This window comes from Nonlabens xiamenensis (genome assembly GCF_003865345.1).
GTDB classification, from domain to species: domain Bacteria; phylum Bacteroidota; class Bacteroidia; order Flavobacteriales; family Flavobacteriaceae; genus Nonlabens; species Nonlabens xiamenensis.
Map to the genome: position 1 here is coordinate 126,664 of NZ_RMVE01000004.1, position 23,276 is coordinate 149,939.

The following is a 23,276-nucleotide window of genomic DNA, read 5'->3' on the forward strand; positions in this document are numbered from 1 at the left end:
AATAGAGAAGGCGTAAGTGCTAAATTTCTGGTCCCAACTTGCGTAACTGCTGTAAAACCGGCATTTATTAAAGGATAGTTTTCATGAATCAGTTCCCGTACTCGCCACACTGGTGGTGCCTAGATGTTGGCCGATCATATCCTTTAATTTCTTTTTGGTGATGGGTTTATTGAACACTTCTCTCATCCCAGCCTCAACGCATTCCTCACATATAATGGAAATATCCGTAGCAGATAAACCTATAATACAAACTTCTGGATGTGTTTCAGAAATTTGCTTACTGGCCTCCAGGCCGTTCATGACGGGCATATTCAAGTCCATAATAATCAAATCGAAATGCTCTTTGGATGTTTTATCCACGGCTATCAATCCATTTTCTGCGGTTTCTACTTGATGCCCTAATAATCTTACCATGTTTCCAGTAACCAACAAACTCATTTTATTATCATCTACGACAAGAATTTTCTTGGGGTGCAAAGGGGCGAACTCAATGCTGGCATTCTCTTCTTGCGAACTCCCTTGTTGCAGCACCAAACTGAAATAAAAGGTAGATCCAACCCCTTTGGTAGTTTCCAGCTCGATCTCACTTCCCATGCTTTCCAGTAAGTATTTTACAGTGGACAAACCTAATCCTGCACCAGAACCAACATTGATTTCTTTTCTTTCCGCTTTGTTAAAAGCTTCAAAGATCATATTTACTTGATTTTGATCGATTCCCGACCCGTTATCGCTGACTTGAAAAGAGATCCTATCACCGTGTTTATCCCTTGAGACCAACTTTATTGCTATAATAATTTTTCCTTTGGTCGTGAACTTGACGGCATTTTCGATTAAGTTCATCATGACTTCGGACAAACGTATCTCATCAAAAATATAGTTTCTGACCAGTGACTGGTCCCATTCAAGACTGAGTTGGTTGTCACTTTCTCGAACTTGATAGTCAAACGAACTGACAATATTTTCCATCAGCCATTTTAGGTCGTTTTGTTTGAGGTTTAAATGAATGCCCTGAGATTCAATTTCTCTAAGTTCCAGCACCCGTTCTACGATATTCATAAGGTATTGTCCGGAAAACTTAAGGCCATTGACCAAACTTTGGAGCCTCTTGTCTTGCCCCTTTTCCTCTTCTAACAAGGTAGTAATACCGATCAAACTGTGTAGCGGAGTTCTAATTTCATGGCTGACCCTAGAAATATAAGATGATTTCATTTCGGCCAGGCGTTCTGCATTATCTTTTTCCACTAACAAGGTTTCATTTTGGGATTGTAACCTGAAGTTTGATTTCCATTTTCGGTAACTATAGTACATGAAACTCAGAAGTAGTAGTAATAAAACGATGCTGAGTATCCCAATATAAATCGCTGTGGATTGGCTATTTGAGAGTTTCTCTAATATATGTTTTTGCTTTTCTGAGGCAAGGAGCTCTTTGCGCAATTGTTTGGCCTCGGTAAGTTTTGAAGCTAGGCTTTTCTCACGGTCGAAGAGTATCCTCTGAAGTTCTGAAATCTGCTGCAAGTCATTGATCATGGCCGACTTATCATCCAGAGCCGTATGCGCTGTTAGCAACTCCTCGTAGACTTCAATGGTATAGTCATCCAGTTGATATTCCTCTCCGATCGCCCTGGCCTTTTCCAAATAATACAAGGCAGTTTGATAATCTGTCATCTGGCTATAATACGCTCCATATAGCAAGTTCACATGCATATCGTACAAAGGAATGTACTCACCATGAGTAGGTATGTTGCCAAAATAAAGTTCGTGAGCTGCCTCTAGCTGGGATAGATAAGGTTCTGCGTCTTCTGGCCTATTCATCTCCAGGTACATATTACAAATATTGGCCAAATTCACCAGGATGGCTAGGGGCTCATTTCTCTGCAAATTGTACTCCAAAGACTGTTTAAGGTAATCCAGGCCTTTTTGTTCATCCTCATAATAGTCATAATGGATGTAAGCCAGGCCATTGGTGGCCGAATTAAGTATAAACAGATCGTTGAGTTCCTTGCCTATTTGAAGTGCACGTTCAAAATAAATTTCGGCACTCTCAGGTTTTTTTAATTGCTGGTAAGAGTTACCTATCGCATTGTATGATCGAGCTATGAGTTCGCGGTCACCATTTGCTTCAGCATGATCTAGCGCTTGAATGGCTAGTTCTAAGGCTTCATCAGCCTCGGTATTCTGGATTTTAAGCTCGATGGCATAGAACATTTCAACTATGCTATCCTTAGATATTGTAGACCGTTCCTGATTTTGCGCCCAACTGAGGGATAGACAACAGGAAGCAAAAAGAAAACCTAGACTTGATACAATCTGTGCTACGCGCGGCATAATTTTCTACATAATTAGGCTTACTTCAATAGGTTTTGGAGTGACTAAGTTAGTATTTTATATAAACATCCAAGGGTTCTTGCGCACAATTCATCATTAATCAGGGACGAATTCATTCGGTTCATCTGGAATTTGTTGTTTGATAAGGCTTTGTCAACTCATAACCACGACATATTGTCTACAAGTAGAAAGTATAAGAGTTCTATACTAAAGTTTAACTTGTTTCGACTTCTCTATAGGTAGACGATGATTCTTGGTGGCTTTATAGGCTCATGGCCAATAAAAACATAGCAATGACAGCTGGAACAGTTTGTATATATACAGTTTTTTTATCTACGGTGATCGCACCATAAATACCTGCAATCATCACACAACCCAAAAAGAAATAGGAAACCTGATCTCTAAAAGTGGGGTTTTCGATAAAAAAAGTCCAGGCCAATCCTGCGGCTAAAAACCCATTGTATAAGCCCTGATTAGCTGCCATGGCCTTGGTTTCTCTAAAAAGCTCTTTGGGAAGATTTCGGAACACCTTAGGGCCTTTTCTTTCCCAGGCAAACATTTCTAAATACATAATATAAATATGCAGAATAGCGATAAGGCCAATGAGAATTTGGGCTGGTAGTTTCATAAGGTTGGGTTTGTAGGGTATATAAATATACATCATGTTTGGGAAAATTCGAAAATTCGCGAGCTGTAGTTCATGTTTATCTCACTCCTACTCCAAATCATAGGATCATTGTGATTCAGGTAGATTTGATCAACTTTTGGAATAAACAAGCTATTCAAGTCACTATAGGCAAAAAAAACACAGCACTATATAAAAATCACAAAATGCACTATCAGTAGGGACTTTAAAATATTTAAACGTTTACAAACGTAAATAAACGGAAGTAAAGGGTTAAAATACGAAAGCAACTTTTTCTTTGCCCCAATTTTGCATCGTCATCCTAACTCATGGTTGGCACTAATTTTTTTAATCCATATAAACCAATTTATTATGAGCACATTAAGCAACAAAGTACAATTGATCGGTAACCTGGGTCAAGATCCAGAAATGAAGACGCTAAGTAACGGGAATACTATGGCCAAATTTTCTATCGCTACTTCTGAGCGTTACACCAACAAGCAAGGTGAGCAGGTAACCGATACACAATGGCATCGGGTAGTTGCCTATAATGGAGCCGCAACCATTATTGAGAAATACGTTAAAAAAGGAAACCGAATAGGTATTGAAGGTAAACTGGTGACCCGCCAGTGGGATGATATTGAAGGACAAAAAAGATACACTACAGAAGTGGTCTGTAACGAGGTCTTGCTGCTTGGGAATAAATCTTAATTGCGACATAGCGTTTTTACCGATCTTCAATAGATCGTTTTGACCTCAACAACATGGGGCTGTCCAAAAAGTACGTGAAGATTAATATTGTCAGTCTGAACTTTGCGAAGACCTTTTTGAAATTCAAGAAGTTCAAAACTTCGGCAAGTTCAGTTTGACACTTTACAATCTCATTTTGGGCGGCCTCCTGTTTTTATACACCTATATTGGCCTAACCGTCAATTGTGATAAGAAGATAAAAATCTATGACCATCAAAATGTATGAACACCGCACCATGCCAGAGCTCTACCTCACAAGTCTTATGCAAGACTTTGCTAATGGAGTCTCAACCGAGAATGAATAAGCTCATCTTATTGGCTTAGGCTACTGGAATCGCATAGAGATCAAAATCCTCTGCATCAGTTATTTTGACCTGAACAAAACTTCCTACACTTAGGTAATGTTCGTCTGCATTGATCAATACTTCGTTATCCACATCTGGACTATCAAACTCGGTACGCCCCACAAAATAATTTCCACGCTTGCGGTCAATCATCACTTTAAATTCCTTGCCGATTTTCTGCTGGTTCAGCTCCCAGGAAATTTGCGACTGGATTTCCATAATTTCATTCGCGCGTTCCTGTTTTACCTCAGCCGGAACATCATCCTCCAATTCATAGGCGTGCGTGTTTTCTTCATGGCTATAGGTAAAGCACCCCATGCGTTCAAACCTTTGGTCTTTTACCCATTGTTTCAGGATGGCAAAATCTTCTTCAGTTTCCCCTGGGTACCCGACGATCAAAGTGGTACGTATCGCCATATCAGGAACTTCTTCCCTAAATTGTTGGAGCAACTTATTGGTTTTCTCAAACGTGGTTCCTCTACGCATAGATTTGAGTACAGGGGTTGAAATATGTTGCAGAGGAATATCCAGATAGTTACAAACCTTTGGTTCTTCTCTCATGACCTCTAACACATCCATTGGAAAACCTGTAGGAAATGCATAATGCATTCTGATCCATTCTATTCCTTCTACCTTCACCAATTCGCGCAACAAGTCAGCCAGACGTCGCTTCTTATAAAGATCTAAACCATAGTACGTCAAATCTTGAGCGATCAAAATCAGTTCCTTGACCCCAGCTGCCGCCAATTTCTCAGCTTCAATCACCAGGTGCTCTATGGGCGTACTCTTATGACCGCCCCTCATCAAAGGAATAGCACAAAACGAGCAAGGACGGTCGCATCCCTCGGCGATCTTAAAGTAGGCGTAGTTTTTTGGGGTGGTGGTAACACGTTCTCCGATCAATTCGTGTTTGTAGTCTGCCCCTAAAGCCTTTAAAAGAGAAGGTAGTTCGGTGGTTCCAAAGTATTGGTCCACATCCGGAATTTCGGCCTGAAGATCTGGTTTGTAGCGTTCAGAAAGACATCCTGATACAAATACTTGATCTACCTCTCCATCCTGTTTGCGTTGTACAAAGTCCAGGATGGTATTCACCGACTCCTCTTTTGCATTATCGATAAAACCACAAGTGTTGATGACTACAATATTGCCTTCCTCTTCATGCACCACATCTTTACCGCTGGCCTTGAGCTGGCCCATCAGTACTTCGCTGTCATATACATTCTTGGAACAGCCCAATGTAATCACATTGATTCGGTTCTTTTTTCTGGATTTTGTTCTCATAAGCGGCTGCAAATTTACGACTTAAGTATGGTTTATGACTTTTTTTGTTCCGCTTTCGCGAAAGCGATAAAAATTAGAATCTAATACCTTACCTTTAATTAACACCAACTCATAGAAAATATATAACAACGGTCAGCTACTTTAATTTCAACCGCTTTGCTGAATTTCCTTTGTTCACCATAAGGACGCAATGCGGAACTCACTTTATGTTTGATTAATGGTCTATGACTCTTGAGATGTACACTATATGGGGTCAAGCGGGCCTACTACTTAGTCAACCTTCTATATGAAACAATCACCAGACCAAGTCATATCTTATTACGATAGCATTGCCACAAATTATGATGAATCTCGTTTTTCTAATACTTATGGGGCCTACGTCCATCAGCAAGAAATAGGTCTTTTAGACAAGTACGTAGGCAAAGAAAATGCGGCTCATCATGTTGATTTGGGATGTGGCACAGGAAGGTTTTTGGCCTACGCAGATACAGGCGTAGATCCCAGCCAAGAAATGCTAAAAATTGCTAAGGCCAAGCACCCTGATAAAATACTCTTATGCGCTAAAGGCAATCATACGACGCTGGCCCAGGAATCCTACGACAAGATATATTCCCTGCATGTGATGATGCATCTCCATCAGGAAGAGATGCTTCCAATTTTAATAGAGGCTCATCGTTTACTCAAAAATAAAGGTCTCTTCCTGTTTGATTTCCCCTCTAAGAAAAGAAGAAATTTGATCCGCTATCGTCCGGTGAACTGGCATGGAGCAACTAGTTATAATCTATCTGAGATCAAAAAGATATCACAGGAATACTTTGATGTGGTGGAAAGTTGCGGGATCATATTTTTCCCTATTCACAGAATTCCAAAACAATTACGTAAGTATTTATTGTTTCTTGATGGATGGCTATGCCGGAGTTGGCTCAAATCGTATTCCAGTTATATTTTTGTTGTATTAAGAAAGAAATGATCAGAGCGCTCATCCCAAAATCCGTGCGATTGCGAAGGCAACTTTACAAGAGAAAAAGAATGGACAACCAATGTGGTTTCCTGGAACGCATTGCCAGCACCAGGATAGAAAATGCTGCACTTGAATATCGAATATCTATCCGCCAACCCATAAAGGTAAACAAGGGTAGTCAAAATAAAATTCACAACATTCAACTGGCTTTTGACCGTCTCCAGCACCTGATCATTGAACCTGGGCAAACTTTTTCCTTTTGGCACTTTATACCTCGACCTACCGCCCGCAATAATTACAAAAAGGGTAGAAACTTAATTAAAGGCCAGCTACAAGAGGATTATGGGGGTGGATTATGTCAATTATCTGGTATGATCTATTTATGTCTTTTAAAAAGTGGTGTGACTATTTTGGAAAGACATCATCACTCCACTGATATTTACACCGATGACACAAGGTATACCCCTTTAGGAAGCGACGCCACCGTAGTCTATGGGTTCAAAGATTTACGATTTGAAAACTGCCTGGACCAACGTCTAGGGTTTGATCTGGAATTTCAAAAAGATAGCATTGAAGTTTCTTTAACCAGTGACAAGCCGTTGACAGAAAATGAAATAAGCTGGCATATTTTATCCGAATCGCCAGTTAAAATAGTAGAAACAAGAAATGCCGCTGGCGCTATACTTACGACCTCTCGTTATCAAATTAACTCAAGCCAAACCATATAATTTATCTTTCTGGGGGCCAAGAGACTATGATAAATCCTACAATCTTCCTTTACCCGTAAATCCCTTTTTAACCCCTGCTTCTACTTTGAGCGGCAAGTGATTTTCAGCTGGTGGGATAGGGCACGAAAAGCGCGAACTATACGCACAATAAGGATTATACGTGTTGTTGAAGTTTAAGACCACTTTTTCATCCAGTGGCGACCTCAATTCCATATAGCGCCCTACCTTATAGCTCCCTTTTCCATTGGTATCATCGGTAAAAAATACGGAGAGGTAGTTATAATATTCCGGATCGTCTTTTAAACTGGGACTTTCCAATACCAACAGTCGGCACTTCTTTCCTTTTAAGGTAAAATGCAAATAGCCATACGGACTATAAGTGGCTATACGGCTGGTGGATGTTTTTAGCTTCATTAGTTCGCCGCCTTCCAGTTTTTCAAATCTGGCCTCGACCACAAAATCTGGGTCATAAGGATAAAAATTCAGGTACCTGAAGCCTTGGCGTTCTGCCGCGGTTAATACATTGTTTTCTCCAGAAGCATATTCGGCAGAGAGTTCCTGACGGTAGGTCATAGACTCCGCTTTACGGTCTTGGGCTGTGGCGTAACACAGGTTCAGTAAAAAGCTAAAAAGTAGGATTTTCTTCATTTGATGTGGTTTAAAAATCATGCACTCCAACTCCATACCCAAAGCGCAATATCTTCATAAAAGATTCGGCTGAGCAGTACGACAATTACACTCAATATGGTAATTATCCAACGGTACCGACTCATCGCTATACAGGCACCAGTCACCAGTAAAACCAACAGGTGTATTCCTGCGACCACATAAAGGGGGTCGTAGGCGTGAACCGATACGGTAGGTTGATTTTCCAATGGATCAGCAAACACCTTAACCAGTCCGGTTACGATATAAAAGGCGGCATATATAGCCGTGACTTTGGTAATAATGATCAGGCTCTTTTGGGTGAGAATGGGTGGTTTTGAATCTGTCAAAGTGATTAAATTTCTGTTGGTAAAGGTAGGCACTGCGGCGCCAATACCCATATCTTATCAAGGAAAGGCAGCAGATTAATAATTGGCAGGCGGTTGACGATGCATGGTCGCTTTTTCAAAGGCGCTAGCCCAGGTGTATAACTGAGCGTCTTCTTCATTGGGAGCGATAAAGGTCAGTCCAAAAGGTTTACCTTTTTCTCCATAACCCATAGGGACCGTCAGGGCTGGATAAAAACCTACCGCAGCAATCCCGGCATCATAATTATTGATCGACACAAATCCGTCCAAGTTGTTATTTTTGATGTAGTAGTCAAAATGTTCCTGAGCTTTGGCGGTCATCTCCTGCTTAAATTTCCAGAACTCGGCATCAGACAGCGGTGGCTCATTTAGGATACCCTGAAAAAGTTTTTGACCGTAAGGCATGGAGCGCAACGAGTCTTGTCTGTTGTACTGCATGACCTTTTCGACATCCCAGCCTCTGTATTTTTCATTACTTTGTCCCATAAAATAAGCAGGCAAGTCCTTTTTCATATCCAGGTTCAGGAGTTGTAAAAAACCTTTCAGTTCTAATTCCCTTTCTTCCAAATCAACTAAGGTGGCCCCCAAATTTTCCAAATCTTTCAATGCTTGCGCATAAAGTGGATTCTCACGGTATGCTGGAAATACCCCAAAGCGTTTACCACTGAGATCAGCTGTGGCAAGCGAACCTATTCCCTTTTCAAATAATTCGACACTGCTGATGGCGTCCATCAGGATAGCATTGTCGATCACCCATTTGGTCATGGGTCCAGCTGTATCCAGGTAACTGGAAATAGGAACAATTCCCTGACCGTTGATGGTTCCCACCGTAGGTTTCATCCCCACCACACTGTTGGCCGAGGAAGGAGATAAAATAGATCCCGACGTCTCCGTTCCAATAGCGGCCATGGCAAAATTAGCTGCCACAGCTACCCCACTTCCACTACTCGACCCACCTGTATCCAGGGAACGCCGTCCGTACGGATTTAACGTCTGCCCTCCTACCGCACTATATCCACTCGGGCAATCACCGCAGAAAAAATAAGCCCATTCACTTAGATTGGCTTTACCCAAAATTACCGCGGCTTCCTGTCTTAATTTATCCACCAGGGGCGCATTGGTTGTGCTATTTTCCCTTAATACCGCTGCCCCAGCTGTGGTGACCATATCTTCGGTATTGATATTGTCCTTTAACAGCACGGGCATTCCTTTTAGCGAATAAGGATTAAAGACCGCGGACTGGGATTTAAGGTATTGTAAATCGCGATCTGCTGCTCTGGCTTGTTCCAGTGCTTGCGGATTCAAAGCGATGACAGCATTAAGTGATTTGGTGTTCCACCGGTCGTAAGTGTAAATCCGATCGAGATAGAACAGCGTAAGCTCCTCATAGGTCAATTGCCCATCAAAAATTGCTTGTTGAACGGCCGGAATGCTTCCTTCCAACACCACTGTTTCTATTTCCTGTGTTCGATTGTTGGTGAGTCCGCTTTCGCGAAAGCGTTGCACCTGTCCCAATAACGGTCCAAAAACTTGTTCTTTGGTCAGATAAGCAGAATCCAATACTTTAAATTCCCTGAAGTCATCTTTTGATTTTTTTGGATCGACGCCGTCTTGAGACTTACAGGCAAGAAATAAAATGGGGAGAAGCAGAAAAAACTTTTTCATGACAAAGATTTTCCTTAAAAATAAGACAGAATAAGCGAATTATCGAGATCAGGCTAAGATCTAGGAAATTAATAATTACGAATTCCGATCTACTGGAAAGTTGCACGATTTTTAAGTCAACAGCTCATCCTACATGTTGTTACTTCCTACCTCCAGAATGTCAACCATCATCAATTCTGAATGCTACATGCTGTATGCTTATTGCCTGAAGAAGCTATCGACAAACTCGACTTTGTTAAAGACTTGTAAATCTTCAACTCCCTCTCCTACTCCAATATAGCGTACTGGGATTTGGAATTGATCTGAGATACCAATGACCACACCACCTTTTGCGGTTCCGTCCAATTTGGTAACAGCCAGACTGGTCACTTCAGTGGTATTAGTAAATTGTTTGGCTTGTTCAAAAGCATTTTGTCCTGTGGAACCATCCAGAACCAGCATTACATCGTGGGGTGCATCGGGTACGATCTTTTGCATAACCCGCTTGACTTTTGAGAGTTCGTTCATCAAGTTCACTTTGTTGTGCAATCGGCCAGCAGTATCCAATAAAACTACGTCCGCATTTTGGGCTACGGCACTTTGCAAGGTATCAAAAGCGACACTTGCGGGATCGCTTCCCATGGCTTGCTTTACAATTTCTACACCTACACGTTGGGCCCAGATATCCAATTGATCCACCGCAGCTGCCCTAAAGGTATCACCTGCTCCCAGCACTACCTTCTTTCCAGCCTTTTTAAATTGATAAGCCAGTTTTCCTATGGTCGTGGTTTTCCCTACACCATTGACACCTACCACCATGATGACATAAGGTCCGTCAACTTTAGGCAAGGTGAATTCTGTGGCATCACCGTGATTGACCTCGCTCATCAATCCGGCAATTTCTTCTCTTAGAATTTGGTTCAGCTCTGTGGTTCCCAGATATTTATCCCTGGCCACCCTTTCTTCAATACGATCAATGATTTTTATGGTCGTCGCTACACCCACGTCACTGGAGACCAGGACTTCTTCCAGGTCATCCAGTACATCTTCATCGACTTTGGCTTTACCGGCAACGGCCTTTCCCAATTTGTCAAAAAAGGTAGTTTTGGATTTTTCCAGTCCCTTGTCCAGGGTTTCTTTTTTCTCTTGGGAGAATATTTTTTTAAAAAAGCTCATGATCTAGGTAAAGGCCACAAAAATAGGAAAGTTAGTGTCAAAACCAGCCATGCTTGTACGTGTTTTCCTCGGTCTGTATCGGACCAGTCTCAAAATATGATCCTGCCGATCGCAAACTAGGGTTAAGCTTCTACCCTAATATTCTCACGTATGATCAGCAACACCCAATAATTGGTGTTTTACGCTTATCGTATACGCTCGATGGTAAAGTCAGTTTTACCCGCAAAAGAATCCAATTCCACTACACCTGCCTGAAAGTTAATGGCTGAAATTTCAATGTAATCATTGGTATTGAGATATACCACGGTATTGATATGCCTGGTCACTTGGCTGGCGTTTTCGGCAGCATTGTAGGCATGGTGGTGAGCAAACTCTTTGGAGGGTACGCCTGATCCATTGACGAAGACTGCGATACCATAGAAATTTGAGTTGCTTTGAGCAGTCACTGTATGATATACGGCATTCACTCGGTAATAACCAGGCTGCTGGGCAACAAAACGATTATTGGCAGTATCAAATTCGTTGTTGATATCAAAGATCACATTATCGAAGTTGATTTTCTGCGCTCCGGTTGCTGCCAGCGCCTGATTTCCAGAAAGACTAACCCTGGTAAGTGAAAAATCGGATGTGGCATCTCTGCCTACTTTTACCCATGACGAACTGTTATTATCCCAGTAATAAAAACCTCTTACTGCAGTGGCATTACCTGTGATAAAAACCATCATTGCATCCTGATTAAAGGTGGGATCAACTGCAGGAAATTCATCCAGTCTGGGAATTAGCAATCCATCTGTATTGTCTGGAGCGGCTTGGTTGCTCACTCGCATGTCCAAGAGCGCCTGTGGGTCATTGGTACCTAAACCGATTTGGCCATAGGTGTTGAGGCTAATCAAGCAAATGGTTAAGCAACATAATCGGCTGAGTCTCATCATCATTTTTTATTACTTATTCAAATCTCATATTGTCAATATAATAGAGGTCGGCAGGTGAACCGTTGGCCTGCCCAGCATTGAAAAACAACACCAAGGCGGTATTTCTATTGCCAATTGCTCCACTAAAATCAAAAGTTAATTCCTGCCATTCGTCTGTGACAGTGACATCGGCCATTACTTCAACTGGCGTACCGCCTTCCAACTTGGCCAGTACCGTTAAAGGTGTAGGATTAGAAGTAAGGATATCCATTGAGAAAGTACTGTTATTGGTCAGATCAAATGGCCCGTTGAGTGGAATAAATAAATTGTCAAAAGGCATGGTTCCGTCATCAGTATATTCCCCTACGTTGGAACTGCGGTTATTACAGCTTACCATAGGGTTTTGGACGGTAGGCGCATCGTTGATACCGGCACCATTACCCATATTGTAGTTTTGCTGACAATCAAAATCATTGATCACCTTCAAGTCCTGGGCTACTCCAGTACAATCGGCCACCACTTCACTACAAGGGTCTGCTTCAAAGCGCAAATCATCCAGGAAATAAATATCTTGTGTGGTTCCATTCATTTGACCTGCATTAAAAAAGATGACCAACTGATCATTCCCTGCCCCGGTTACTGAGCTAAAATCAAAAGAGTATTCTACCCAGTCGTTAAGTACAGTAATATCTTGAGTGAGCTCAAGAGGTGTAGTTCCTCCTTCCAATTTAGCTATAACAGGGCCTGCCATTGAGGATAAAATCTTAATACTGAAAATAGGCGTAGCTGATAAATCCACAGGCGTCCCCAGGTCAATTAACAAATTGTCAAAGGGCTGTGTTCCATCCTCAAGATAACGACCCACCTGCGGACTTGGGTTAATGCCAGTATCATCAGGATTTGGTACTGTCGAGATCAAGGCTGGATTTAAACCTAGGGTGTAATTCTGCTGACACTCAAAATCAGAAATAATGGATAAGTCTGCTGTCACCCCTTGACAAGGGTCCACAAATTCCTCAAGCCTCAAATCATCGATCAGATAAACATCTGTCGCAGCACCCATGGTACCACCAGCGTTGAAAAATAGAGTAAGTACATTATTACCTTCATTTAAGGCAGGCGTGAAGTTAAAACTGTACTCAACCCACTGGTTTAAAGCAGTGATATTTGTAGTCAATTCGAGTGGCGTATTTCCACCTTCTAATTTTGCAATCAATGGCCCTGCAGTGGTAGAATAAACTTTTAAGCTAAAGACGGCATTCTGGGACAGGTCAACTGGATTGTCAAATACAATCTGAAGATTGTCAAAAGGCTGAGTTCCATCATCTGTGTACACCCCCACATGAGCGCTGGTGTTAATGCCTTGGGGGAAAGGATTATCTACCAATTCCACGCTAGACATGGTAGGATCTGCACCTAGAAATTGATTTTGCTGACAGTCAAAATCATTAAGAATGCTAGGATCAGTGGCCACACCTTCACAAGGATCGATCGTTGGGTCAAATTTTAAATCATCTAGTAAATATTCATCAGACCCACTGGTTGAAACGCCCTCATTAAAAATCAGCTGGAAGGACGAAAAGTTTTCATTCCTGTAATCGATCAGGTCAAATTCATACTCGTTCCAGCGTTGATCGCCATCGATCGTAGTTTCCAAGGTTACATCACCAGCATTTCCACCGAGCAAATCAAGTCTTAGAGTTCCTGTCACCGCAGTTTTCACCTTGAATTTAAATAAGGCATTGGTGGACAGATCCAAACCATTGTCAAAATTGATGGTTAAGGCATCCGTTGGACTTTGGCCATCCGTGTAACGTCCTACAAAACTGGAAAGATTGATCCCGGTTTTGCTGGGGTTCCTGATGACCTCAACGTCTTCCAATTCGATATTGGACTGACACTCGAAGTCTGTGATCACAAATGGATCTGGCACCACATCATCCCTCTCACAGCGTTGTTCACTGATCAGATCATATTCCTCCAGTTCCCTCTCGCAGGAATAAAGTAAAAAGAAGATGATAATACAGGTGCCTATTCTTAGAAATGATGTCTTCATGACTTGTAATTATTTTATTTTTTGTAAAACCTGATCAACTGGCTGGTTGATGGTCCATCGAGTCTTAGGAAAAACATTCCTTGAGACAAAGATTGGATGTTGATCAGATTATTTTGAATTTGGGCATTATTGACAATGCTTCGTCCAGATAGGTCAACAATGCTATAGGATTCAAACTGCTGGTTGGAACTCAGGTTCAAGAAATCAACGGCCGGGTTGGGATAAACATTGACCTGCGGCACTGAAATATCGTCTGATGACAAGGTGGTGGATTCCCACCGTATATCATCCACAAAATAAGTTTGAGCAGTGGCTTGGGTATTCCCTGCATTAAAAAACAGCACCAGGCGCTGGTGATTTTCATTGGCCTGACTACTGAAATCAAATTCGTATTCCTTCCAGGCATTGACCGTATCTATATTGTCTCCATTTGTCCCCACACTTCCCAATTCTACCGGCATTGACGTTCCATTCTCAAGCTTTACTAACAAGGGTGCCGTTTGAGTAGCATAGACTTTAAGTCTCAATTTATTGTTGACTGATAAATCGATGGGAGTGCTATAGGAAAAAGCAAGGTTATCAAAAGCATCAGTAGGGTCATCTGTGTAATCACCTACCATGGCTGATGTATTTAGACCTCCTGGAAATGGATTGGCTGTCCTAGTCACAGCACCAGTCAAAGGCTGCGACGGTAAATCACATTCAAAATCCGTTAGGATAGGGTCAGCACACATGGTTTGCATCGTCACAGGTTCATCAAAGAACAAATCATCAATAAAATAGATATCATTGGCCGTACCATTGGTTTGAAACGCATTGAAAAACAGCACCAATCTGGTATTACCAGCACTACTCACTTGAGAAAAATCAAAAGTGTACTCTCTCCACTCATCAGAGGCTTCAATCTGTGCCGTTAATTCTAAAGGTGTAGTTCCTCCTTCCAGTTTTGCCACTAGCGGTATAGGGTTGGACAGGCTAGCTGCTATAGAGGTGTATACCTTGATATGAAAAACCGAATTGAGACTGAGATCAATCGGCATGACATAATCAGCCGATAAATTATCAAACGCCATAGTTCCATCATCCACAAATTGACCCACATTGGCACTGGTATTAATTCCTGTGGACGATGGATTGGTAACCGTTGTAATCGCACCTACCAAAGGATGTGAAGGCGCTGAACATTCAAAATCAGTTAATACGGGATCTACGCATTGCGCTTTCGCGAAAGCGGCCACTAAAAGACCTGCTAAGAGTAAAGTTTTTTTCATCATAAATTATTTTGGGTGTCCCTCATTTTTAGTTCGAAACTGTTGGTAAACGCATGATCAGAACTACCAGCTACGAACAAGTCATATTGACCGGCTTCATTAACAAATTCTAAATCGCGGTTGTAAAATTTCAAATCATCTACACTGATTTCAAAGCTGACTTTTTGGGTCTCTCCTTTTTTCAGACTGATTTTTTGAAAAGCTTTTAATTCCTTTACTGGTCGGGTTACGCTACCGAATCTATCTTTGATATATAACTGGACCACTTCTTCTCCATCGTAATCCCCAGTATTTGTCACTTCAGTAATAATGGTTAGCTTCTCACCATCCCGCAAGGTTGTACTGGACAACTGTGGCTGAGAATAATTAAAGCTTGTATAACTCAAACCGTATCCAAAAGGAAATAAAGGTGCATTTTCAACGTCAATATATCGAGATACATAGCGCGGATGTGCACCTTCAAGGTCTTGAGGCCTTCCAGTGTTTTTCATGTTGTAGTGGATGGGCACCTGTCCTACATTGCGAGGGAAGGTCAGTGTAAGTTTTCCAGCTGGGTTGTATCTCCCATAAAGTACATCCGTGACAGCATGTCCACCACTGGTACCTGGGAACCAAGCTTCCAACATTGCATCGGCCATCTCATTTTCTTCAACCAAATTCAGTGGACGACCATTATAAAGCACGAGTACCAAAGGAGTTCCCGTAGCTTTTACGGCTTTGATCAATTCACGTTGAATTTCTGGAATTCTGATATTGGTCCTACTGGCCGCTTCGCCGCTCATTCTTTCAGACTCTCCTACCACTAAAACGGCTACATCTGATTGTTTGGCCAGGTTGACAGCTGACTGAAAGCCAGAACGGTCATCGCCTGTGATTTCAGATCCTTTGACATAAGTAAAAGTTTTGTTTTGTGCCTCAAAGCCTTCTTTAATACTTACAGCAGTTCCATCTCTGTCACCTCGACCGGACCAGTTCCCGATGATATGAAATTCATCAGCGGCCAGAGGTCCAATCAAAGCAATTTTTTGGTTGTCTTTTAAAGGCAAGGTTTGCTTGTCATTTTTCAAGAGAACCATAGATTTTTGTGCCACCTCTCTCGCAAAGGCTAGGTTTTCTTCACTTAAAACAACCTCGGTTTCAAGCTCCTCATTGGAATAGCGATATGGGTCTTCAAAAAGACCTAATTTAAATTTCAATCTAAGGATATTTCTTACCGCCTGATCCAAGCGTTCCATATCCACATTTTTTTCGTCCAAAGATTTCTTTAAATAATCCTTGTAAACACCACCTTGCAAATCCATATCTACCCCTGCGTTCATCGCCATCTCACCTGCATGTTGAAGGTCCCTGGCGTATCCGTGTGGTACCATCTCATTGATGGAGGTGTAATCAGTGACCACAAAACCATTGAATCCCATCTGATCACGCAGTACATCTTTGAGCAAATATGAATTGCCAGTAGCTGGTACTCCATTGAGTTCGTTAAAGGCAGTCATCACAGTAGCTACATCGGCATCTACCGCGGCTTGAAAAGGTGGTAAATAATATTCCCTCAAGGAAAGTTCTGACATATCTACGGTGTGGTAATCCCTACCCGCTTGAGCGGCACCGTAGGCTGCATAATGTTTGGCGCAAGCAAGAAGGGTATTGATGTCAGAAAGATCTTCTCCTTGGAATCCTTTTACCCGAGCCTTGGCGATCAAACTACCTAAATAGGTATCCTCTCCTCCCCCTTCGGCCACTCGGCCCCAACGGGCATCCCTGGAGATATCCACCATAGGCGCAAAAGTCCAGTGCAACCCAGCCGCAGTAGCTTCTTCGGCGGCTACACGAGCGCTTTTTTCCATCAAATCCATATCCCAGCTCGCCGACTCACCCAGCGGAATGGGAAAAATGGTTTTATACCCATGAATTACATCGTAACCAAACAACAATGGAATACCTAATCTTGTCTCCTCTACCGCTATTTTTTGGAGTTCGCGGGTAAATGAAGATCCTGTCGCATTAAAAATGGCGCCGATTTCTCCATTTTTTAGATAATTCATGTAATTGGTATCAAGCGTTGGCCCAGTAACGTCCTCTATACTTGAATACAAAACAGTTTGTCCTATCTTTTCCTGCAATGTCATTAAGGACAATACTGAATCAACTTTGCGGGAAATTTCCTGCTCAGCCGGATCCTGGGTTTCTTTATAGGTTGTATTGTGACAGGAGGTCATCGACGCCAATCCCAAACCAATACATAAAATTTTAAGTGTTTTGTGCATAGCTATTAAAATGTAAAGCCTAATCTGTTCAAACCATTGATTACATCAGGATCCTGCATAAAGAGGGTCCATAACATCTGGGTTCTATAATTTTCAATCATCGCAACGATGGGTCCCTGATCAATAGCCAAGTAACTATCGTCATACCAATTAAATTCTTCAGAAAAAGCGTCATAGAAACCATAGGGACCCAATAATTCATCATTGAGGTTGTAATAGAAATACTCCATGGCCGCTAGTGACTCAGTGGGTGTATACGGAAAAGAAGACAAAGCTGCTGTAGGTGTGATTACTCCAATGTCATTGAGTGGATCATGAACCGCATAACCATTATAATCGTTACTGGCAGTAAGTCCCCAACTATCTCCACCGTAGCCTAAATAGTTATTGGGGTTGTTTCTACAGTGTGTGTAGTTGATCAGAGAATGCGCTGTATTCTGTTGCATATAATCGGCATACTGATCACTGAGATTGCGCGGATCCAAACCTATAAACGAATAATGCGCATAAAACAAAGGACCTCCAAAGTCCACACCCAAAGGGAGTTGAGTGCCTAAATACGTATTGTTATTGACCATGGCGCCATTTCTTGCCCATCCATTTTCATAAGTAGCCCTATCGATAGGAAAAGTCGGCGATCCCGCCGCCAAAACGTACACCATCAAAGCTTCATTCCATCCTTGCACCTGCAAGTCAATCGCAAAGGCATTGTTGGGTGACCAGTGCCAGGTCATTACATTTTGTCCTCTTTCAAAGAAGCTCCATTCTACGTTTTCATATAGCGTGGTGATTCTATTGATGAGCGCGGCCTCTTCGGTAACTGTATCTGACAAATATTGCCTATTGATCAACAATCCTTGCAATAGGAAAGCAGTCTCAACAATATCAGCACCATCATCTAGCGCACTGAAATCTCTTGTCAATCCCGTATCACCAAAATACCAGTGGGAAAAAGCACCGTGGTAGGTTTCACAACTTTCTAGAAAGTTGAGTATTCGATCCAGTCTGGCTAGCATTTCTGGTCTGGTGATCCAACCGTGTTCAACGGCCGCAGGAAAGCAAGCAATACCAAATCCTGAACCACCTGTGGTAACAACTCTATCTCCTGTTCCTCCCAATGCATCATCTCTAGAAGTTTCACGAGCCAATCCACTGTTAGTTTCTGCAAAGTCCCAGAAATAGTTAAAAGTACGCTGCTGTACGAGGTCCAATAACTCCTCTGTGGTTAAACGCTCCACCGACGGCGTTTCCACAAAGCCCACATCTGGCGGTGGTGGTGCGATATCTTCATTGGTACAATTACTGGACAGGAAAAACACCCATCCGACCAAGTATATTTTTATTGGGGTCATAAAATTTGATTTATGCATCATCATCTGTAAACTTTCTTAATAATTGGGATTTTGTACGAGAGCTCCATCACTTAAATCAATTTGCTCTTGTGGGATAGGGAAGACTTCATGCTTTCCCTGAACAAAGGGAATACCTTTAGCATTTAATACCTGGGCTGCGCGCCCTTGTCTGACCAAGTCAAAATATCTATCGTGCTCAAAGGCCATCTCTAACCTGCGTTCCTCCCAGATCGCTTGTGTAGATAAATCTGTGGCCGGTGTCAATCCAGCTCTTAACCTTATCTGGTTTAATGGTGTAGCTACATCGCCTCCCAAAATAGATCGGGCTTCTGCATTGATCAGCAACACCTCAGCATAGCGCAATAGCCTTACATTTTTACCTGTGATTTCGGCTTCTGTAAGTATACTTGAATAGGCCTTTTGGTTATACCCGATATTGGGCACATTAGGGCTGATTTGTCTTCCATCAAAAAGGGTTTCGCCTGGAAATATGATCGTTGCATCCATACGTTCATCATCAGCCGTGTACGTATCTATCAAGTCCTGGGAAGGCGTATTAAAGCCCCATCCCCAGCCGCTTTCACCACGAACTCCCTGAATGGTGCTGTATTTATCCACTCCCGCAGCGGGCATCACACCTCTAGATTGAATTTCAAAAATAGATTCCGGACCATTCTCAAAAGATTCTTTCCAGATATCTTCATAATTATCAGTCAGTTGATATTCCTGGCTAGCGATAACATCATTGGTCAATTGCAGGGCCTCAGTCCATTTTTCTTGATACATACTGACTTTGGCCAGCAAAGTTTGCGCAGCCCCTTGGGTCGCTCTACCTAATTCGCTAGGTGGATATTCGCTTTTCAGCGGAAGGTTCTCAATAGCAAAATCTAGATCAGCCTCAATGAACGCATAGCACTCTGCTTTGGACTTTCGCGTAAGCAAATCAGCATCTATCTGGTCAGCCGAAGTCACATTTTCAATCAAAGGCACACCTCCATAAGTTTGGACCAGTCTGAAATAAAATAAAGCACGCAAGAATCTGGCCTCACCGATCAAACGTTGCTGTAGAACTGGGTCCATATCAAATTGAGATATCCTGTTGATAGCTTGATTTGCGCGTTGGATACCATTATAATGTCCTCTCCATACCTCGGCGACAGAAATCAAAGTGGGCGTAATATCCAACTGGTCCAATTGACCTTTGTCGGCTCCTGTATCACTGGGAATACTTCCTTTATCTGCATCGTCGGAAGCGATACTGGTGATACCTGTCCAGGCAAACGAACTCATTTCCCATTGCAGCAAACTGTTGTAAATCGCATTAACCAACTCGGGTGCACGATCAGCCGTTAAAGCCGACTCGGTTTCCTGATTGGCATCCACATTGATGAAGTCTGTTGTACATGAAAATGTCAACAGCGCTATCAAGGCAAAAATGGCCAATTGAAGCTTCGTTGTTAAATTATTCTTTTTCATGATTTTATTTTTTTTTTAAAATGACGCGTTCAAACCGATAAAGAAAGATCTCAAAGTAGGATAGGCATCAAGTTCTATCCCGGCCGACCCTAAAGGTGCACCTGGCAATTCTGGGGTGAATCCAGAGAATTTTTGGAAAATGATTGGATTTTTGGCAGTCGCATAGAACCTGGCATTTTTCAAGAAACTATCTTCTGGAAGTGGTACTGTGTATCCCAGGGTGATATTATTGATCCTCAAGAAATCACCGTCCTCCAGATAATAAGTAGAAGAAAGCGGAACATCATTAAAAGCCCTTGGGGTCGTATTACTGGGTCTTCCCGTGGTGTATCGACTGTTAAATTCAATCTCCTCAATATTTTCATTACCAAATCGTTGGGCCTTTTTACCATTGTACACTTTGTTCCCGACGTTGAAATAGGTATCTACATTAAAATCAAATTGTTTGTACTGCAACCCTAGATTGAAGTTTCCGTAAAATTTAGGAATGTAAGAACCAAAGAACGCCCTGTCTCTTTCATCAATTACACCATCCTCATTCAAATCTTTGTATACCAGATCTCCATCTTCATTAATACCTTCTACATCATACAGGAAGAAACTTCCTAAGGGTTGTCCGACGGCAATTTTCTTGGTGTATTGACCATTGTTGATGAATCCACCCAATTGTTCTAAAAAGAAGGGATTGGTGACCTTTGTAATTTCGTTTTTGTTATAGGAAAAATTCAATCCCAATTGATACTTGAGGTCCTCATTGATATCATCCTTCCAATTTAAGGCCACCTCCACCCCAGTATTTTGAATTTCACCTACATGCGAATTGAAAGGATCGAATCCGACGATATCCGGTAGGTCAATCTGTAGGGTGGCATTGGTATTGGTACGCTGATATGCATCGATTTCCCCTGAAAATCTGTAATCCAATAAAGTGAACTCTACTCCTACATTGAATTCATTTGTTTTTTCCCAGGTAAGATCTTCCTGGATAGTCCCTGTGATCGTTATTCCCTGCTGTAGGTCCTGATTAGGTCCGAAGGCATAAAAACCAGCGGCGCCGGTGGTGGCGGTCAATACATTTAAAGGGACATTTTGGTTACCTAGTTCGCCGTAACTTCCCCTGAGTTTTAAAATATCAAATACGGATCCCTCCATAAACTCCTCTTCGGTAATAACCCAACCAGCACTTAAGGCATAAAAGTTTCCAAACTGGTTACCTTCCTGAAACTTACTTGAACCATCCCTTCTGAAAGAGCCTCCAAACAAATATTTATCCTCAAAATCATAGTTCACTCTAGCGATATAAGAGTACAAACGATCTTTAACACTAATAGCTCCAGCATTAAGTTGCGTATCATCTTCATCTCCTGTATTTAGGTTGAAATTCAAGTTGCTATCCAATGGAACGTTATTTCTCGTGGCGGATAAGAATTCACTCTGACTTTCCTCAGCGGTTATACCTAAAGTGGCATTGATGGTATGCTTGTCAGCGAAAGTTTTGTCATAGGTAAAATAGTTGTCCAAAAACCAGCGATAAGTATTGGTATGCGTGACAGTGAGTCTAGTGTTGGCTGGATTTTCCAGATCACCTTCAAAACTACTGGCTGTATTGGATGGGTTTTGGGCTAGGAACAGTCCTAGTCGATCTCTAAAGGCATAGAATCTACCGTATTCTGTTTCGATGGAGAATCTAGAGGTGAAGGTCAACTCTTCCAGTAAGTCGTAATCAAATTTAAAAGCACCTTGGATTTTAAAAAATTTGTTCTTGTCTTCCTTGAAGGCATTGCTTGCGCCTACGACTGGATTGGCCACACTATTCAGTTCTACGGAAGAACCAAATGCTCCATTTTCATCCCTCACCGGTACAATAGGTGCTTGCTTGTAGGCCGAAGTGAATAAACTATAATCTTGTGGCGTGCCTGTAGCCAATTGGATGCCTACTCTATGGGAAAAATCGAACTTTTTACCAATCTCATAGTCTACATTGCTGCGCAGCGTCAAACGATTGAAATCATTATTGAGCAATACACCTCTTTCCTCATTGAACCCTGCACTGAAAAAGGCTTTTACAACATCAGAACCTCCACTCGCAGATACATTCACGTTGGACATCAATCCAATTTGAGTTATTTCATCCAGCCAATTGGTATCATAAACTTGATCGGTTGGGATAAAACCAAACGTACTATTATCATTGGTGGGGTCATTATCAGTAAGATAATCTCTTCTCAGTGCCTCGTTACTATAAATAACATATTCTGAGGCATTGGCCATTTCTACTTCTGTAAGAATATCTCTAAACCCATAGTAAGCATCTGCATTAATCTTGATTTTTCCAGTTCTACCTCGTTTAGTGGTAACGATCACCACTCCATTAGCTCCCCTGTTTCCATATATGGCTAGCGAGGCGGCATCCTTAAGAACATTTACTGACTCAATATCACTGGTATTAATGTTATTGATATTATCAGTCAATACACCATCGACTACATATAATGGATCACGCCCACCTTGGACGGTTCCTAATCCTCTTATAATGACGTTGGATGCGGCACCTGGCGCATCAGATGCAATGATGTTTACCCCCGCTGCTTTACCTTGTAGAGCTTGAGTAGCATTTAACACAGGTTCACGCGCCAACTCTTCCCCATCGACCTGAGCGACCGAGCTGGTTAAAATAGCTTTCTTTTGTGTTCCATATCCCACAACCACCACTGTTTCCAGAGCGGCGACATCTTCCTGCAATTGAATCTGATAGGTAGATCGTTGATCTACAGTTATTTGTTGGGTCGTATAACCCACATAGCTAATAGAAAGTGTTTGACCTGCAGACGCTTCTAAGCTAAAATTACCCTCAAGGTCAGTCTGAGTTCCTGTATTCGTCTCTAACACAACCACCGTTGCCCCAAATAAAGGTAGGTTATTCTGATCGGTTATTTGCCCAGAAATAAGGGTTTGTGCCAGTAGGTTTTGTCCCCATACTATGGCGATCAACAATAGGAAAAATGTAGTGTTCAACTTCATGCCGTAGCGATTGTTTTGTTGCTCTTAAAATTGGTCTCCCAATCTTATAGCTCAAAATTAATGGAAGCATGTATT

Annotated in this window: 17 protein-coding genes; 3 read left to right on the plus strand and 14 right to left on the minus strand. The window is 42.0% G+C overall.

Features of this window, described 5'->3' with window-relative positions; all coding sequences use genetic code 11:
* Nucleotides 1-81: 81 nt before the first annotated feature.
* Both EGM47_RS11490 and EGM47_RS11495 read right to left on the minus strand, forming a co-directional pair.
* On the minus strand, nt 82-2,325 hold the full coding sequence (locus EGM47_RS11490; protein ID WP_124980969.1) for a tetratricopeptide repeat-containing hybrid sensor histidine kinase/response regulator: 2,244 nt from the start codon (nt 2,323-2,325) through the stop codon (nt 82-84).
* 262 nt (nt 2,326-2,587) lie between these two features.
* A complete protein-coding gene (locus EGM47_RS11495; RefSeq protein WP_124980970.1) occupies nt 2,588-2,953 on the minus strand; it encodes a DUF1304 domain-containing protein in 366 nt (121 codons plus the stop codon).
* Nucleotides 2,954-3,322: 369 nt separating this feature from the next.
* On the opposite strand from EGM47_RS11495, the gene EGM47_RS11500 reads away from it, so the two are divergent.
* On the plus strand, nt 3,323-3,661 hold the full coding sequence (locus EGM47_RS11500; RefSeq protein WP_124980971.1) for a single-stranded DNA-binding protein: 339 nt from the start codon (nt 3,323-3,325) through the stop codon (nt 3,659-3,661).
* A 359-nt stretch (nt 3,662-4,020) separates the two neighbouring features.
* On the opposite strand, the gene rimO is transcribed toward EGM47_RS11500, so the two are convergent.
* Nucleotides 4,021-5,325 carry a 30S ribosomal protein S12 methylthiotransferase RimO gene (gene rimO, locus EGM47_RS11505; RefSeq protein ID WP_124980972.1) on the minus strand — a complete coding sequence of 435 codons (1,305 nt, stop codon included), beginning with the start codon at nt 5,323-5,325 and terminating at the stop codon, nt 4,021-4,023.
* A 286-nt stretch (nt 5,326-5,611) separates the two neighbouring features.
* Between rimO and EGM47_RS11510 the strand changes: the two genes are divergently transcribed.
* Nucleotides 5,612-6,295 carry a class I SAM-dependent DNA methyltransferase gene (locus tag EGM47_RS11510; protein WP_124980973.1) on the plus strand — a complete coding sequence of 228 codons (684 nt, stop codon included), beginning with the start codon at nt 5,612-5,614 and terminating at the stop codon, nt 6,293-6,295.
* Nucleotides 6,296-6,354: 59 nt separating this feature from the next.
* Entirely contained in the window at nt 6,355-7,014 is a 660-nt protein-coding gene (locus EGM47_RS11515) for a VanW family protein (protein ID WP_164510870.1), read from the plus strand.
* A 36-nt stretch (nt 7,015-7,050) separates the two neighbouring features.
* Here the strand turns inward: EGM47_RS11515 and EGM47_RS11520 are convergent, their stop codons facing one another.
* The 11 genes from EGM47_RS11520 to EGM47_RS11570 all read right to left on the minus strand — a co-directional run bounded on the left by EGM47_RS11520 (nt 7,051) and on the right by EGM47_RS11570 (nt 23,201).
* Nucleotides 7,051-7,662 (minus strand): DUF1684 domain-containing protein, encoded by a 612-nt coding sequence (locus EGM47_RS11520; protein WP_164510871.1) that lies wholly within the window; start codon nt 7,660-7,662, stop codon nt 7,051-7,053.
* Between the two features lie 17 nt (nt 7,663-7,679).
* Nucleotides 7,680-8,060, minus strand: a complete 381-nt coding sequence (locus EGM47_RS11525; RefSeq protein ID WP_124980976.1) for a hypothetical protein — start codon at nt 8,058-8,060, stop codon at nt 7,680-7,682.
* 24 nt (nt 8,061-8,084) lie between these two features.
* Nucleotides 8,085-9,692, minus strand: coding sequence for an amidase family protein (locus EGM47_RS11530; protein ID WP_124980977.1), 1,608 nt, complete (start codon nt 9,690-9,692; stop codon nt 8,085-8,087).
* Between the two features lie 198 nt (nt 9,693-9,890).
* Nucleotides 9,891-10,847, minus strand: a complete 957-nt coding sequence (gene ftsY / locus EGM47_RS11535) for a signal recognition particle-docking protein FtsY (RefSeq protein WP_124980978.1) — start codon at nt 10,845-10,847, stop codon at nt 9,891-9,893.
* A 185-nt stretch (nt 10,848-11,032) separates the two neighbouring features.
* Nucleotides 11,033-11,740, minus strand: a complete 708-nt coding sequence (locus EGM47_RS11540; protein ID WP_124980979.1) for a complement C1q domain-containing protein — start codon at nt 11,738-11,740, stop codon at nt 11,033-11,035.
* A 52-nt stretch (nt 11,741-11,792) separates the two neighbouring features.
* Nucleotides 11,793-13,814, minus strand: coding sequence for a carbohydrate binding domain-containing protein (locus tag EGM47_RS11545; protein ID WP_124980980.1), 2,022 nt, complete (start codon nt 13,812-13,814; stop codon nt 11,793-11,795).
* Between the two features lie 14 nt (nt 13,815-13,828).
* Complete coding sequence (locus tag EGM47_RS11550) at nt 13,829-15,085, minus strand: T9SS type A sorting domain-containing protein (protein WP_164510872.1); 1,257 nt, start codon at nt 15,083-15,085, stop codon at nt 13,829-13,831.
* Nucleotides 15,085-17,352, minus strand: a complete 2,268-nt coding sequence (locus EGM47_RS11555; protein WP_206052164.1) for a glycoside hydrolase family 3 N-terminal domain-containing protein — start codon at nt 17,350-17,352, stop codon at nt 15,085-15,087. Before EGM47_RS11555 ends, EGM47_RS11550 begins: the two co-directional genes overlap by 1 nt.
* A gap of 5 nt (nt 17,353-17,357) precedes the next feature.
* Nucleotides 17,358-18,704 carry a glucoamylase family protein gene (locus EGM47_RS11560; RefSeq protein WP_164510873.1) on the minus strand — a complete coding sequence of 449 codons (1,347 nt, stop codon included), beginning with the start codon at nt 18,702-18,704 and terminating at the stop codon, nt 17,358-17,360.
* Between the two features lie 36 nt (nt 18,705-18,740).
* Nucleotides 18,741-20,180, minus strand: a complete 1,440-nt coding sequence (locus EGM47_RS11565) for a RagB/SusD family nutrient uptake outer membrane protein (protein WP_124980983.1) — start codon at nt 20,178-20,180, stop codon at nt 18,741-18,743.
* Between the two features lie 15 nt (nt 20,181-20,195).
* Nucleotides 20,196-23,201, minus strand: a complete 3,006-nt coding sequence (locus EGM47_RS11570; protein WP_124980984.1) for a SusC/RagA family TonB-linked outer membrane protein — start codon at nt 23,199-23,201, stop codon at nt 20,196-20,198.
* Nucleotides 23,202-23,276: the final 75 nt, after the last annotated feature.